This window comes from Flagellimonas meridianipacifica (assembly GCF_003001695.1).
In the GTDB taxonomy this organism is placed as follows: Bacteria; Bacteroidota; Bacteroidia; order Flavobacteriales; family Flavobacteriaceae; genus Flagellimonas; species Flagellimonas meridianipacifica.
In genome coordinates this window covers 850,895-865,435 of the sequence record NZ_PVYX01000001.1, presented here as the reverse complement: position 1 = coordinate 865,435, position 14,541 = coordinate 850,895, and the positions used below count along the sequence as shown (strand labels likewise).

At 39.4% G+C, this 14,541-nt stretch carries 16 protein-coding genes; 9 read left to right on the top strand and 7 right to left on the bottom strand.

What is annotated here, in order from left to right:
• The first annotated feature begins 108 nt into the window (after positions 1-108).
• Entirely contained in the window at positions 109-1,002 is an 894-nt protein-coding gene (locus CLV81_RS03895; RefSeq protein ID WP_106143737.1) for a helix-turn-helix domain-containing protein, read from the top strand.
• Positions 1,003-1,089: 87 nt separating this feature from the next.
• A complete protein-coding gene (locus tag CLV81_RS03890) occupies positions 1,090-2,403 on the top strand; it encodes a vanadium-dependent haloperoxidase (protein ID WP_106143736.1) in 1,314 nt (437 codons plus the stop codon).
• Here the strand turns inward: CLV81_RS03890 and CLV81_RS03885 are convergent.
• The gene (locus CLV81_RS03885; RefSeq protein ID WP_106143735.1) at positions 2,389-2,970 is read right to left on the bottom strand and encodes a DinB family protein; all 582 of its coding nucleotides are present in this window, start codon (positions 2,968-2,970) and stop codon (positions 2,389-2,391) included. The two genes, CLV81_RS03890 and CLV81_RS03885, sit on opposite strands and share 15 nt — an antisense overlap.
• 102 nt (positions 2,971-3,072) lie before the next feature.
• Here CLV81_RS03885 and CLV81_RS03880 point away from each other — a divergent pair, with 102 nt between their 5' ends.
• Together CLV81_RS03880 and CLV81_RS03875 are read left to right on the top strand one after the other, a co-directional pair.
• Positions 3,073-3,456, top strand: coding sequence for a hypothetical protein (locus CLV81_RS03880; protein ID WP_146129822.1), 384 nt, complete (start codon positions 3,073-3,075; stop codon positions 3,454-3,456).
• Positions 3,440-5,038, top strand: coding sequence for an ATP-dependent nuclease (locus tag CLV81_RS03875; protein WP_417935419.1), 1,599 nt, complete (start codon positions 3,440-3,442; stop codon positions 5,036-5,038). Before CLV81_RS03880 ends, CLV81_RS03875 begins: the two co-directional genes overlap by 17 nt.
• 7 nt (positions 5,039-5,045) lie before the next feature.
• On the opposite strand, the gene CLV81_RS03870 is transcribed toward CLV81_RS03875, so the two are convergent.
• On the bottom strand, positions 5,046-5,648 hold the full coding sequence (locus tag CLV81_RS03870; RefSeq protein WP_106143732.1) for a carboxymuconolactone decarboxylase family protein: 603 nt from the start codon (positions 5,646-5,648) through the stop codon (positions 5,046-5,048).
• 55 nt (positions 5,649-5,703) lie between these two features.
• Between CLV81_RS03870 and CLV81_RS03865 the strand changes: the two genes are divergently transcribed.
• The 4 genes from CLV81_RS03865 to CLV81_RS03850 all read left to right on the top strand — a co-directional run bounded on the left by CLV81_RS03865 (position 5,704) and on the right by CLV81_RS03850 (position 9,604).
• Complete coding sequence (locus tag CLV81_RS03865; protein ID WP_106143731.1) at positions 5,704-6,138, top strand: OsmC family protein; 435 nt, start codon at positions 5,704-5,706, stop codon at positions 6,136-6,138.
• Between the two features lie 125 nt (positions 6,139-6,263).
• On the top strand, positions 6,264-6,554 hold the full coding sequence (locus CLV81_RS03860; RefSeq protein WP_106143730.1) for a GIY-YIG nuclease family protein: 291 nt from the start codon (positions 6,264-6,266) through the stop codon (positions 6,552-6,554).
• A 78-nt stretch (positions 6,555-6,632) separates the two neighbouring features.
• Positions 6,633-8,342, top strand: coding sequence for a single-stranded-DNA-specific exonuclease RecJ (recJ, locus tag CLV81_RS03855; protein WP_106143729.1), 1,710 nt, complete (start codon positions 6,633-6,635; stop codon positions 8,340-8,342).
• 5 nt (positions 8,343-8,347) lie between these two features.
• Positions 8,348-9,604: an MFS transporter gene (locus tag CLV81_RS03850; RefSeq protein ID WP_106143728.1), complete on the top strand. Its 1,257-nt coding sequence runs from the start codon at positions 8,348-8,350 to the stop codon at positions 9,602-9,604.
• Between the two features lie 45 nt (positions 9,605-9,649).
• On the opposite strand, the gene CLV81_RS03845 is transcribed toward CLV81_RS03850, so the two are convergent.
• From CLV81_RS03845 to CLV81_RS03825, 5 genes are all read right to left on the bottom strand, one after another.
• Complete coding sequence (locus tag CLV81_RS03845) at positions 9,650-10,429, bottom strand: UDP-2,3-diacylglucosamine diphosphatase (RefSeq protein ID WP_106143727.1); 780 nt, start codon at positions 10,427-10,429, stop codon at positions 9,650-9,652.
• A gap of 23 nt (positions 10,430-10,452) precedes the next feature.
• Positions 10,453-10,881: a DUF3592 domain-containing protein gene (locus CLV81_RS03840; RefSeq protein WP_106143726.1), complete on the bottom strand. Its 429-nt coding sequence runs from the start codon at positions 10,879-10,881 to the stop codon at positions 10,453-10,455.
• A gap of 121 nt (positions 10,882-11,002) precedes the next feature.
• Positions 11,003-11,770 (bottom strand): enoyl-CoA hydratase/isomerase family protein, encoded by a 768-nt coding sequence (locus tag CLV81_RS03835; RefSeq protein ID WP_106143725.1) that lies wholly within the window; start codon positions 11,768-11,770, stop codon positions 11,003-11,005.
• 30 nt (positions 11,771-11,800) lie between these two features.
• Positions 11,801-13,135, bottom strand: a complete 1,335-nt coding sequence (locus tag CLV81_RS03830; RefSeq protein ID WP_106143724.1) for an MATE family efflux transporter — start codon at positions 13,133-13,135, stop codon at positions 11,801-11,803.
• A gap of 12 nt (positions 13,136-13,147) precedes the next feature.
• Positions 13,148-13,648 (bottom strand): GNAT family N-acetyltransferase, encoded by a 501-nt coding sequence (locus CLV81_RS03825; RefSeq protein WP_106143723.1) that lies wholly within the window; start codon positions 13,646-13,648, stop codon positions 13,148-13,150.
• A gap of 53 nt (positions 13,649-13,701) precedes the next feature.
• Here CLV81_RS03825 and CLV81_RS03820 point away from each other — a divergent pair, with 53 nt between their 5' ends.
• A complete protein-coding gene (locus CLV81_RS03820) occupies positions 13,702-14,499 on the top strand; it encodes a universal stress protein (RefSeq protein ID WP_106143722.1) in 798 nt (265 codons plus the stop codon).
• The last annotated feature ends 42 nt before the right edge of the window (positions 14,500-14,541 follow it).

Sequence of the window (14,541 nt, the reverse complement as noted above, 5' to 3'; positions counted from 1 at the left end):
ACCTTGATGTACCCGAAACTTCCCCCTTTTGGTACGAGACAGCGTTTAAGTGTTGGCAACCAGTCCAACAATGCATTTAATTGAGGTATAATAAAAAAACAAAAGCCCATGAGACGAAAAGACATGGTACACTTTTATGAATTTGTGGATGGGAACCCCCTTTTCAAACAGTTTAAAGTGGACGATTTGTTATTTACCGCCTACGATTGTCCCATTGAAGGTTCGCCAGTGGATTATTGGATAAAGACCAATTATTTCTGTTATGTGTTTGTAGGTGGGGGTCGTTGGAAAACACCCCATGAAGAATACGTTTTAAAGGCTGGCGATGCGGCATTTCTTAAGAAAGGAGCACATAGAGTCTATAAAATCCTTAATGGCGACTTCTGCGCTTTGCTCATTATGGTCCCTGATGAATTTATTGCTTCGGTAATGAAAGAAGAATGTGGAATGAATCATAGTGCCGGCACTGCAGCCTATACGGATTCGGTCATTCGCCTCAACTTGAACAAGACCTTAAAAGATTATTTTGACACCTTGTTGGGCTATTTTTCCTTGGAAAACCCACCCTCCAAAAGTCTTTTGACCATCAAGTTCAAAGAACTCATTGTGAACATTGCCACGAGTGGGCATAATCCGTTGGCTACGGGCTATTTTAATAAATTAAACACAGATGGTAAGCGCAGTTTGAAACCCATCATGGAGGAACATTTTATGTTCAATTTAAAACTCAAGGAACTGGCCAAACTCAGTGGTAGGAGCTTAGCAACCTTTAACCGTGACTTCTACAAAATATATAACATGACCCCCGCAAAATGGATAAAGAAAAGAAGGGTTGAATATGGAAAGTTCTTATTGGAAACTTCCGACAAGAACATCAATGAAATAGCTTTGGATATTGGTTTTGAAAACACTTCCCATTTCATCAAGTGCTTTAGAGAGCACTACCAGCATCCCCCTCTACGGTACAAAAGAATGCTAGAGCAACAGGCGGTTGTGGCTTGACATTTTTAGAACATTTTTTGAGTTTTCTGGAATATATTTTCAGCACATCGTGTTCTAACTTGCCGTAAACATTAAAAATATCCAATCATGAAATCCACAACGCTTATCATAATAGTTTTAATGGTACTGTTTACGTTTCAAAGCTGTACCTCTCAGGATGTGCGTATTGAAGATTACAATGCCAGCTTGGCATCGGACTTTAATCAACTGATCATCGAAACAGCAATCGCTGAGGACAATTTGCTCACGATGAAAGGTGTGCGTTCGGCATCAATGATGCATGTTGCCATGCACGACGCATTGAACAGTATTGTGCCCAAATATGAATATTACGCATACCATACCGAAGCGCCAGATGCAAATCCCATAGCAGCCGCTGCTTATGCAGCCTATTCGGTGGCCATCAATCAATATCCCGATAAAAAAGAGGCCTTCAAAAAGATTCTGGATAAACATCTTTCCAATGTTGAAGATTCAGAAACCAAGGCCAAGGGCAAAACACTAGGTGAAGATGCAGCGGAAGCCATACTGAAAAAACGGGAGGGCGATAAATGGAATGGCCAAGCCGATTATACATTTCATCCCATGGCACCTGGTGTGTATGCCGAATTCAATGAGCATAGTGGTACTCCGGAAGGATTTATTTTTGGGGCGGGTCTTGCCGTAATAAAGCCATTCTTACTACCAAATTATGACCATTTTAAAGCCCCTCCACCGCCAGAAATCAACAGCGAGGCGTATACCAAAGCCTTTAATGAGGTGAAAGAATTAGGTAGGTATGATAGTAAAACCAGAACAAAAGACGAAGCCCATCTAGCCATGTGGTGGAAAGAATTTGGAGAAAGCTCCCACAATAAGCTACTCCGCGACCTGATAAAAAAAGAGAACCCAAACCTTTGGGATGCTGCACGCAGTTTTGCCCTTATGAATATGGTAATATTTGATGGCTATGTGAATGTGTTTTATAACAAGTTCCATTATAACCATTGGAGGCCATATACCGCCATTCGTTGGGCAGCCCATGATGGAAATGATAACACAGAACCGGAGGTAGAATGGAACAACCTACACAAACATACCTATCCCTTTCCGTCGTATCCATCCGCCCACGGAACGGCAAGTACGGCCGCCATGACGGTTTTGGCCAACACCTTTGGAAAAGGGGATGACTATAAATTTACCATGGTACAAAAGGAAGTGGACAGTGCAGGTTTTTTCTCAGGACGCATGAAGATGGACCCACCCACACGAAACTTCAATAGCTTCTCCGAAGCGGGTTTGGAAGCATCCATGTCCAGGGTGTATCTCGGTATTCATTTTCGATACGATTCTGAAGAAGGGAATAAGTTAGGTGCTAAAATTGGGAACTATGCTTCGGATAACTTTTTAAAGCCGCTTTGACTCTAAAATCTCATCAATCTGTACCATGTGGCGCTCCATATGGCAAAGCAAAAACTCAAAAGCTTCGGGTAAATAAAAATTCACAATAGGGCCAATGGCCGAGGAGAATTTTTTCTTCGACACATCTTTGCTTCGGCTACTCAAAATGGACTGCTTTAGATGATTGTTGAGTTCAAAAAAATTGGCAAACACTTCATCAATTTTTTCTTGGGTTAGGTCGGAGGCCGCGAATATTGGGGTGAAACGCTTTAAGGTCTTCATTTTCATTTTGCGCTTACCATCTTTTGATAGCTGCCCTTGAATCACAAACTTTTGCCATCCTCTAGCTTTAAACCCTTCCGTTTCTTTTTGTATATCTGGAGATTTGGCAAGCGTATCATCAATTTTAGGCACATAAATACGATACGCCATGTTGAGGTGTTCAATTACCTCAACTACATTCCATGATTTTGGTCTGGGCGACGTGGTAAGTTTTTCTACATCCAGTTTTGAAATGGTTTCAATCCTGGTCAGGATGCCGTTTAGTCGTTGAATCTGATTTTCGGAGGTCAATATTAAGCTTGCCATAACTGTTCGTTTTTTTGATTACAGCAAAGTTCAGGCAGGATGATGATGTAAAACTTGATGCAGGTCAAGAAAAATTCTTAAAGTAATAAATAAATGTAATTTTTGAAGTACATTTCTTATATGTATTTGAAGTTTTTATTTGGAGATGGACAATTGCCAAAGGAATTTGGCGAAGATTTATCTAATTGTATCTATTATTCAGATGAGCTGAAAATCTCATCTACTAATTCTGAAGAAAGAATAGATTTTTTTGGCCCTTTTTCTATAATCAATCTCTTCGTTGGCACCAACAATTCGGGTAAGAGTAGATTTTTAAGAGGATTACTTCAATCGGATAGATTGAATTATGAGATTTCTTCTGAAAAGAAAAGCATTGAAGATTTGTTTAATGAAGTTGAAGAATGGGGTTCAAAGAGTATTTCGGAAATAAACCGACTTGATTATCAAGTAAGCGGGGGAGACGGAACAAATTATACGAAAAGTTAAACAGATAAACAATGGTTATAGAAATCTAATACTGAACTGGTCAAGTTGTGAGATGCAGTTAGATGAAATTATAAAGACCAAATATGATGATTTAAGATTGATTAAAAGATTAGATATCCCAGATATAGGTATCTCTCAAAGGAATAGAAAGTTGGCACTATCCAAACGAAAAAGTCTCTTTTCAATTGTTGAGTCATTAAAAAAAGAGATAGGGTTTGTGAGCTTGAATCAACCGAAGGAAAAGGTTTATATACCAATCCTTAGAAGCATAAAGACAAGTAGCCTAATTGATTCTAAAGTTTTTGAAGAAACGACCAGAGAACTTTATGGTTTAGATAAAGAAAATGTTTTTACTGGACTAGATCTTTTTGAGAAAATTTTAAAAATCAGAAATGACGAAAAGAGAATTAGAAAAAATTTTGAGAAGTTCGAAAATTTCTTATCCAGACATTTTTTCGAAAAAAAAGCTTTGGAAATAATCTCTCATATAGGAGAAAAGAATATTAGATTTTTAGTAGATGGAGAGGAAAGAAAGATTCACGATATTGGTGATGGTATACAATCTATAATTTCACTTCTATTTCCAATATTTACTGCCTTACCAAACACTTGGTTTTTTATAGAAGAACCAGAAACCCATCTTCACCCGGGCCTTCAGAGGATTTTTATTGAAACCTTAATTAATGACGATTTTCTGAAAGGCAAAAACTTAAGATATTTTTTCACCACTCATTCAAATCATTTTTTGGACCTAACTCTGGAAATGGAAAAAATTTCAATTTTTCAATTTGAGAAAAAAAGTGTGGAAAAATATGAAGTGAAAACAAATGTAAAACCCAATAAAACAATTTTGGATGTTTTAGGGGTTAATACTTCTTCAGTTTTTCTTTCCAATACATCTTTATGGGTTGAAGGTCCAACAGATAGAAAGTATGTCGCAAAATGGCTAAGGCTTTATAACAAATTGGAAGGAAAAAAACTTTTAAAAGAAGATATAGACTTTGCGTTTTTCGAATATGGAGGCAATCTAATAGCACATTATTTGTTTGATAAAAATGGAGAGGAGATTAATTATGAAAAAGTGCCAGAACACATTAAAGCTTTTTCACTTTCAAATAAAATATTGCTATTAGCCGATTCTGATTTAGCTAAGGGCAGTAGTAAAAAAGGGAAAAGGAGGAAAATCTTAGAAGAGTTATCTAGCGAAAAGGATAATTTCAAATATCTGAATACCATCGTAGTTGAAATTGAGAATTTACTACCAATGGAAGTCATTAAAGGTTTTTCCCATTTATTGGTCAAAGAGGTACATCACGATAAACTAGAAGGAATAGAGTTTTCAAAAGAAGATTATTCTAATGAGCGTCTTGGATTCTTCTATAAAAAGATGTTCAAAAACGTTAAAATTCCAGAAAAAGACCAAAAAGCATTTCTGGCAAAATCAGGGACTTTAAAAAATGATTATAAACTTAAATTGTGCAATTACTTTTTAGAGTATCAAATAGAATACGAACAACTGGTGAAAGAAAATAATACTCTAAAAGAAATTATTGAAGGACTCTACAACTTTATAGAAGCCTGAATGCCGTTTAATATTTGCTCCCATCATGCTTCCCTTTTTCCCAACCCGTTTTGCCCAAATACTGTTCGGCACTATCAACCGCTCCATCTTCAATAGAAGTCCCCATGGAATCGTTCCAACGGTTCAGGTAACCAAACAAAGAAATCACCCCAAGCATTTCCACAATCTCACCTTCGTTCCAGTGCTGGTACAGCCGCTCTTTTATTTCAGCGTTTACTGCATTGGGTACTTGAGATGCCGCTAAAGAAAAATCGAGAGCCGCGCGTTCCGCCTCAGAGAAAGCCGAGTGGGTTCTATATTCCCAAATGTTATCCAATTGTTCCTGTTCCGCGCCGTAGCGTTCTGCCGCTCGTATGGCATGGGCTTGGCAATAGCGACACCCAGTGGCATTACTGCTTACCCAAGCAATCATCCGTTTAAGCGCTGAGGTAACCCTTCCCTCATTGGCCATAACTGCCTTGTTCAGGTTGATGAACGCTTTTGAAATAGCAGGTCGGTGCTGCATGGTGAGCACTGAATTAGGACAGAACCCCAAGGTTTCATTAAAGAATTCAGCTAGTTTTTTGGTATCTGGATCATGATTCGGGTCCAACGGATTTACAAGGGCCATAGGTGCAGTTTTTAATCGTATTTTTGAAAGTTACAAGAAACGAAAATTTACTATCATGACAAATCATATTAGCACCAAGTGGCTCGGTGAAATGGCTTTTGAAAGCAACAATCCCTCAGGGCTTTCTATCAAGATTGATGCTGGACCTGAGAATGGGGGAGCAGGGGAAGGATTACGGCCCAAAGCGCTGATGCTTTCATCTTTGGCTGGTTGTTCAGGCTTGGATGTGGCCTCGCTCATCAAAAAAATGAAATTGGAAGTGGATGATTTTCAAATGGAGACTATTGCCAATCTCACGGAAGAGCATCCCAAATATTACGATTCAGTGGTCATTGAATATCATTTTCATGGGAGCAATCTTAATGAAGACAAACTCCAAAAAGCAGTAGACTTATCTGTAGAAAAATACTGTGGGGTTATGGAAATGTTCCGTCGTTTTGCGGAATTGGAGATTAAGACGTTTTTTCATCATAAGGAGGTTGAGGTTTAAAAACTCAAGAGCAAGTTCAAGAAATACCTTACATTTAGAAATACTTTTCAGCCTTACATAAGTTAACGTCACTTCGAGTGGTTCTGACAAAGTCAGAATTGTATCGAGAAGTGCCTACACCTAATATGAAAAAGTCTTATGTATACATGCTGAGATGTTCTGACAACACCTACTATACAGGAGTAACCTCTAATCTTGAGAAGCGAATACAAGAACATCAGGAAGGAAAACACAGAAAAAGTTATACTTTTTTCAGAAGACCCGTGGTCTTGGTTTTCTATGCTGAATTTAATGACATTAGTTTAGCCATAGAAAAGGAGAAACAAATCAAGAAGTGGTCAAGAATTAAAAAAGAAGCCCTGATTAATAATACCTATGAAGCATTACCTAATCTATCAAGAAAGAAATTTCATTAAGGTGTTCTCGATACATTTCCTTCGTGTAAAACACTACGGAAATACTCGAACTGACGCCGACCCAAATCAAAATTGATTATGCGCTGGACCCTAAAACCGAATCCTTCACCTCAAGAAATCAATTCCCTTTCTGAATCCCTCAAGGTGGATAAATTGATTGCTCATTTGTTGCTGCAAAGGGGTGTCTCCAATTATGAAAAGGCGAAAAAATTCTTTAGACCTAGTTTGGAGGACATCCACTCGCCATTTCTTATGAAGGATATGGATAAAGCCGTGGAACGAATCGAAAAAGCCATAGAAGCCGGAGAGAATATTTTAGTTTATGGGGATTACGATGTAGATGGAACCACTTCGGTAGCTTTAATGTCATCATTTCTTAAAGAGACATACCCAAATATGGCTACCTATATTCCAGACCGATATTCTGAAGGATATGGGGTTTCTTTTCAGGGTATTGATTTCGCTTCTGACAATGATTTTACGTTGATTATTGCTTTGGACTGTGGGGTAAAGGCAATTGATAAAGTGAAATATGCGAACGAAAAAGGAATAGACTTTATAATCTGCGACCATCACCGACCAGGAGAGATTTTACCCGAGGCTGTTGCCGTTTTGGACCCAAAACGGGAAGATTGCGAATACCCATATAAAGAATTGTGCGGTTGCGGAGTTGGTTTTAAATTGATTCAAGCACTAGCTGAAAGAAGAGGAGAAACCCTAGAAGACTTAGTGCCCTATTTGGATTTGGTGGCCACTGCCATTGCTGCGGATATAGTTCCAATGACCGGAGAGAATAGGGTTTTGGCCTATTTTGGTTTGAAGGTCATCAACACGGCTCCCAGAGTGGGTTTTAAGGCCATTATTGGACAATTGAAAAAGAAAGAGCTCAGTATTTCGGATGTTGTTTTTGTGATTGCACCTCGCATTAATGCTGCAGGGCGTATGAAGCATGGAGAACATGCCGTTCAATTATTGGTTGAGGACAATTTGGAAGCTGCCCAAAAATGGGCTGGGGAAATTGAACGGTTCAATATGAACAGAAGGCAGTTAGATCAAGAAATTACCAAGGAAGCCTTAATTCAGATTCGAGAGAACAAAGAAGAAGACAAGTTTACCTCGGTTGTCTATAACGAAAACTGGCATAAAGGCGTAATCGGAATCGTGGCATCCAGATTGACAGAAACGTATTATCGACCTACTTTGGTTTTCACTAAAAGTGGGAATAAGTTGGCAGCTTCAGCCCGTTCCGTAAAGGGGTTTGATGTCTATAATGCTTTAGATGCTTGTTCGGACACCTTGGAGCAGTTTGGAGGACACAAATACGCGGCGGGCTTAACCCTTTTGGAGAGCCAGTATAAAAAATTCAAACAGCAATTTGAAACCGTAGTAGCATCAACCATAGACACGACCCTTTTGGAACCTGAAATTTCCATTGATGCTGAAATCGAACTCAATGAGATTACACCCAAGCTCTATCGGATATTAAAACAATTTGCACCTTTTGGACCAGGAAACATGACTCCTGTTTTTATGACCTCACAAGTAAAAGATACGGGTTATGGAAAGTGCGTGGGCGAAGATGAAAAACATTTAAAGTGCAGGGTTTCCCAGAACGCAGATATCACTTCGAGTACTATCGAGAAGTCTTTTGATGCCATCGGATTTAACTTAGGAAAATGCAAGGATAAAATCACAAATAACAACCCTTTTGACATTGTTTTCTCTTTGGATGAGAATGAATGGAATGGAAATGTTAGCTTGCAGTTGAAACTTAGGGACATTCGATAGCTTTAATGGATCCATACGCTGCACTCCGATATAAGGAATTCAACATTTTTCTACTGGTTCGTTTTGCCATGGTCTTTGCTTGGTCCATGCAGTTTATTGTGATTGAGTGGCAGGTATATTCATTGACCAAGGACCCCCTTTCTTTAGGAATTATTGGTTTGATGGAGGTGATTCCCGCAGTGGGCACAGCACTTTTCGCGGGTCATGTGGTGGACCAAACAGAAAAACGTGATTTGCTTATAAAATGTATTCTTGGATTTTCGGTGGTCAGTTTGGGGCTATTTTTTCTGAGTGACCCTGATTTGGAAGAATCGTTGTCCTCTAAAACCATTTTATATTCCATTTACGCTTTGGTGTTTTTAGGGGGTTTGGTCCGTGCATTTATTGGGCCAACTATTTTCTCTTTGATTGCCTTGATTGTTCCTAAAAGGATTTATCCGAATGCAGCCACCTGGAGCAGTTCCACCTGGCAATTAGCATCGGTGCTGGGCCCAGCTTTAGCAGGGTTCTCTATTAGCTGGATTGGAGTGCATTGGTCCATGTGTGTGATTTTTGGTTTTTCGCTGATGGCACTTTTATTTTTGTTCCGAATTCCTAGAAAACCCATTCTCAATCCAAAAATTGGAGAGCCTATTCTACAAAGTTTAAAAGATGGGTTGAAGTTTGTTTTCAACAGCAAAGCTATTTTCGGCGCATTGACTTTGGATATGATTGCCGTCCTGTTTGGAGGCGCAGTGGCTTTATTGCCCATTTATGCTCAGGATATACTTCATGTAGGTTCAGAAGGATTTGGGATTTTGCGCGCAGCGCCAGCCGTAGGTGCATCCATTACCATGTTGGGTTCCACCAGATTTCCACTCCACAAGAAGGCGGGTAAAAAATTATTGTGGGCCGTGTTCGGATTTGGAGTCTGTATCATCGTCTTTGGGGTATCCAAGATTTTTTGGATTTCAGTTGCCGCGTTGTTCTTAAGTGGTGCTGTTGATGGCGTGTCCATGATTATCCGTCAAACGATTCTTCAATTAAAAACACCGGATAATATGAGAGGTCGGGTGGCCTCTGTGAATTCCATTTTTGTGGGATCATCTAATGAACTGGGCGCTTTTGAAAGTGGTCTTGCCGCTAAAATCCTCGGTACGGTTCCTGCAGTGGTTTTTGGTGGTTGTATGACTCTATTGACCGTAGGAGGGATGGCTGCGTTCTTCCCCAAATTCAGAAAGCTGGATTTAACAGCGGATGTTGAAGAGCAGGAGAATGAGTAATGCTATTAGGATTTGAGACCTGAATAATGAGACCCTGAAACAAGTTCAGGGTGACGAATTCCGAAATTTTTCTAGAGTCAATTTCTCTCCATCGAAAACCGCATAAGTGAAATAACTTATCCAATCTCCAAGATTAGTGTACCTGGAATTTTCATTCAGCTGGATTTCCAAAGGAAGATGTCGGTGCCCAAAAATGAAATGGTCATAGTGTTGTTGTTCCAATTTTCGTTTGGCGTATTGAACCAGCCATTCCTTGTCCTCTCCCAAAAATTTGGCATCTGCCTCACCAGAAATGATTTTGTTATTTATGGATAAGTGTTGCGCCAAGCGAACGCCCCAATCAGGATGTAACCACCTGAAAAACCACTGTGCCACTGGGTTAGTAAACACTTTTTTCATGCGCTTGAATCCTTTATCGTCTGGACCTAGGCCGTCACCATGTCCAATAAAAAAAGAAGTGGTTTCGTTAACCAAATATTGTTGAGGTTTATGAAACACCGGAATGTTCAATTCCTCTTCAAAATAGCCATTCATCCATAGGTCATGGTTCCCTACAAAATAGAAAATAGGGATTCCAGCATCAGTCAGCTCGGCCAATTTCCCCAAAATACGAGTGAATCCTCTTGGAACAACGGTTTTGTATTCGAACCAAAAATCGAAAAGATCACCAAGCAAAAAAATTGCTCCTGCATCCTTTTTAATGCTATTCAACCATGAAACGAATTTCTTCTCACGAGGTAAACTGTCCTTGGATGTGGGTGCTCCCAAGTGATTGTCACTAGCAAAGTAGATTTTTTTACCCGAAGGAAGTTGAAGTTTCTTCACGGAATAAAGATACGGTTATGGCATTAAAAGTAGATATACCAAAGGTAACATCCACCAATAACAAGGAGTGGAGAGGCTATCATGCCCAATATAACCATGCCCCGGTATAATCCCCAAAAGGATATAGTCTTTACATTTTGCTTGTCTTTTGGACTATAGACTATTTTTACCTTTTCACCAATATCATAGGCTGGTGGACTAGAATAGATTTTACTGGTGTAGGAGTGAATGTTTCTTTGACGGTCTTTAAACTCAAAAACTGGGGCATAAGTGGTTCCATCACTACTGGAAGATACGAGCAACTCCTTGACTGTAGCAGTTGTTCGTACACCTTTTTCCAAAAGCAGTTCTGTTTTTTGATATTGTGTATATGCGGAATACATTAAAAAACAACCCAGAGCAAAAAAGAAACTATATAGCAAAATCCACATAGATGATTTGTTTTTGGACATTAACCTACCTTTTGAATCTTCTTCGGTTTCGTATTCTAGTAACGAGATAGACCACGATGACCAAAAAAGCCACTATCGGAAATACAATATCACTATTCAAGAAATTTAGGATATCCATGGGTTATTTTTTGAATTTATCCAAGGTTTGTTTGGTCTCTGGGGAAAGGGAAAGCTTACCTGAAGCGGCTGCTCTTTTCAACAAAAGCTCATCCCAATGTTCGGTCCCTTCCCAGAGTACCTGCTTCATTTCGGCTAGAGCTTCTGGATTATAAGAAGCTAGTTTGGAAATATGTAAATCCAACTCTTTATCCATTTCAGAAATGGAATCAAAAACCTTAGAAAATAAACCCTTTTCCTGAGCCCAATAGGCATTTTTCCACTCCGTAGGATTCAGGGAAAGTTCCGCCAAACCTGACTTTTGAATTTTACGTTCCACGGCCGGCGCGATTACCAATGGACCAATTCCTATGGAAACCTCAGAGAGTTTGACAGAAGCCGCTTCCGTGGCAAAGACATAATCGCAAGCAGCCGCTAAACCCACTCCGCCTCCTACAGTTTTCCCTTGGACCCGACCAACAATTATCTTTCCGCAGCTTCGCATTGCATTGATGACATTGGCGAAACCACTGAAAAAAGCTTTTCCCTCTTCCAAATTGGATATAGCAACCAATTCATCAAATGAGGCTCCGGCACAAAATGCACGTTCACCTTCGGACTTCAAAACAATTATGGAAACTTCACTATCCTTGCCCAAAGCATATAGCTCTTTGGTAAGACGTTCCAGCAGTTTAGAAGTGAACGAGTTGCTGGCTGGATGACCAAATTCAACAGTCGCGACCTTATTTTGAATTGAAGTGTACAGGCTTCCGTCGGTTCTATCGGTTGACATAGGGTATATGTATTAAAACTGGAATCAAAATTAAAGGTTTTGCACCAAGGGCCTGAATTTTCTTCTAAATTTCCAAACCAAGGAAAATCCTCGAATTGCCATCCAAACCGCAAAAGCAATCCAAATGGCATAAAATCCCCAGCCTAAGAACTTACCCAAATATAAAGCGGGAATAAACCCGAGAAAGGTTGCTGCAAGGAGAACGTTTCTAAGGTATTTCATCTCGCCAAGCCCTTTAAAAAGGCCATCATACACAAAAGCCAAGGTATTCATGGGCAACCCAAGAATCATGATAAAGAAAATGCTGTAAAAAGTTTCTAAAACCACAGTTTCATTGGAGAACAATTTTCCAATGGAGTAATAAAAAACAAAGCCGGTCAGCATAATGACTACACTAACAATGAGTCCATATTGAATAATTTTTTTGGCCAGCTTCCAAAGGCCATCGTAATCTTTTGCACCCAAAAGTTTCCCACCCATACTGTTTCCAGCGGCACCATATCCATCAATGAAAAAAGCAGCGAACAACCAAAGGTTGATCGCTATGGTGTGTGCTCCAATGTATTTGTCTCCTAATGCTGTGGCCTCCCTTACGGCAATAATTAGAGCGGCATTCAAAGCCAAAGCCCTTACAAACAGATTTAAGCTCATTACTATAAGCCTATTTATCTCTTTGTTCAAAGGAAACGTTAGCCGTAGTCGTATAGTAGTTTTCTTCAACAGTAATATGAAAACAGATAGGGCCATTACCGCCTGTGAGATAAGGCTGGCCCAAGCTGCACCTTCCAGATACATGGCTGGAATCCATCCTTCTATTCCATAAACAAGAATGAAATCTAAAATTACATTCAAAACTGCCCCAATAAGTGCGATTATCATGGGATAAAAGGTGTTCTGCAACCCCCTAAAAATCCCAAAGATTGCAAAAGTGAACAAGGTCAAAGGGAATCCCCAAACACGAATGGCATAGTAAGAAACGCAGAGTTCCAATATTTTTCCTTTTGCTTCAAATAATCTGAAAATATCCTCTATAAAGAAGACTGTGGACAATAAAATAACAACACTAAGAGATACATTAAAAAAGATGGCCTGGGCGGGAAGGTTTTCTACCTCTTTCAATTTTCCAGCGCCTAAATACTGAGAGATTATGGCGGAAATGGAACTTCGCGTTTGTCCTAAAACCCAAATGAGCATAGACAAAAAAGAACCTACAATTCCAGCCGCCGCCAAGGATTCCAAACCGTTTACAGGAATGTTTCCAACTATGGCGGTATCCGTAATAGACAACAAAGGCTCTGCTATACCAGAAATTGTTGCTGGTACGGCCAGTTGATTGATGGATTTAAAATTGATTTGAGTCTTCAATACACGTACAGATTACAAAACAAGTTCGTAGCAGTGAAAAGGGTGTTCACTTTGTTTGGGAAAAAAGATATTCCCTAGTTTTTGATAGCCACGTTGTTCATAAAAATGCTGGTTACGTTTGTTTTGGGAAAAGGTATCGAGCCGAACGGAAGCGAACCCGTTGGTTTTGGAAAAATCTTCAGCAAAATCCATCATGGTTTGGGCAAATCCTTTTCCTTGAAATTCCGGATGAATACATACCCGATGAATATAGGTATTGTTTCCGTTGGGTGTCAGCCATTTTATCGGAAAATATTCTTCATCCATATGTGTTGATACAACGATGGCTCCTATTATTTGACCGTTATGCTCATTCACATAGAGTTCATTTCTGTTAAGATCATTAAGAAAAGCTTGCTCCTTGGGATAATGCTCATTCCATTGATAAATCCCATTGTCAACCATTTTTAGGGCACAAGCTCTAGCAACCTGCAGAATGTCCTTAATTTCAGGTAACTTTGCGTGTCGTATCATTGATTCGGTACAATTAAGTTGTAAATTTAAGGTATAATCACAACCACCAAACAATGAATAATATACTGGTACCCATTGGAACTTCTCCTAATGCTTCCAACACCCTGCAATACGCAATCGATTTTGCAGGCAATTTTGGCGCTCAGGTTTTTGTTATGGATGTCTTTTCGGTATCCTCTGCCTCAGGAAGTCTGGCAAACATTGAAGAAAAGGTTGCAAAGAGCAGCAAGGAACATATTAAGGAGATCATAGCTAGTGTCAATACGAACAATGTCGAGATTAAAATTGCCACTTATAACGGTGACATAATTGATGGGCTTAACGATATCAACAAAGAATTGGGGATTGATTTGATCATCATCGCCCCGAAAAGCAATGATATCAAGGAGGAATTATATTTGGGTCACACCTCTGGACGAATTGTTAAACAAACCAACATTCCAACCCTGATTGTTCCAAAAGGAACAGAATTCAAGCCCATTCAGAATATTATGACTGCTTTTGGTTCGGGTATCTTGAAACGTAACCGTGTCTTAAACCCATTGATTTCCATAAAGGATAAATTTATATCGGATGTTAACCTGCTATTGGTTAAAAGGCCAGGGTATTCGGAAGACGATCTCAAGGTGAACACAGCTCTTTTGGATTTGAGCAAACAGCTTATCATCTCGGAGAATGCAAACACCTATTTGGGGGTATTGGAATATTATCAAAATCAACAACCGGATTTGATTTGCGTCTTTAGAAGAAAAAGAGGCTTTTTCAAAAAACTTTGGGAGAAGAATACCATTCCGAAATCTGAATTTTTTGTTCCAATACCGGTTTTGATATTAAGCGTTAAAAAGGATTAAGGCTCGCCCCTACATTTTGAAACTTTCTCAAAATGTGTTTCC

Bases quoted from the DNA above. Each gene is read 5' to 3' on its own strand.
- CLV81_RS03895 (WP_106143737.1), top strand. From the start codon at position 109: ATGAGACGAAAAGACATGGTACACTTTTATGAATTTGTGGATGGGAAC.
- CLV81_RS03890 (WP_106143736.1), top strand. From the start codon at position 1,090: ATGAAATCCACAACGCTTATCATAATAGTTTTAATGGTACTGTTTACG.
- CLV81_RS03885 (WP_106143735.1), bottom strand. From the start codon at position 2,970: ATGGCAAGCTTAATATTGACCTCCGAAAATCAGATTCAACGACTAAAC.
- CLV81_RS03870 (WP_106143732.1), bottom strand. From the start codon at position 5,648: ATGGCCCTTGTAAATCCGTTGGACCCGAATCATGATCCAGATACCAAA.
- CLV81_RS03865 (WP_106143731.1), top strand. From the start codon at position 5,704: ATGACAAATCATATTAGCACCAAGTGGCTCGGTGAAATGGCTTTTGAA.
- CLV81_RS03860 (WP_106143730.1), top strand. From the start codon at position 6,264: ATGAAAAAGTCTTATGTATACATGCTGAGATGTTCTGACAACACCTAC.
- recJ (WP_106143729.1), top strand. From the start codon at position 6,633: ATGCGCTGGACCCTAAAACCGAATCCTTCACCTCAAGAAATCAATTCC.
- CLV81_RS03850 (WP_106143728.1), top strand. From the start codon at position 8,348: ATGGATCCATACGCTGCACTCCGATATAAGGAATTCAACATTTTTCTA.
- CLV81_RS03840 (WP_106143726.1), bottom strand. From the start codon at position 10,881: ATGTCCAAAAACAAATCATCTATGTGGATTTTGCTATATAGTTTCTTT.
- CLV81_RS03835 (WP_106143725.1), bottom strand. From the start codon at position 11,770: ATGTCAACCGATAGAACCGACGGAAGCCTGTACACTTCAATTCAAAAT.
- CLV81_RS03825 (WP_106143723.1), bottom strand. From the start codon at position 13,648: ATGATACGACACGCAAAGTTACCTGAAATTAAGGACATTCTGCAGGTT.
- CLV81_RS03820 (WP_106143722.1), top strand. From the start codon at position 13,702: ATGAATAATATACTGGTACCCATTGGAACTTCTCCTAATGCTTCCAAC.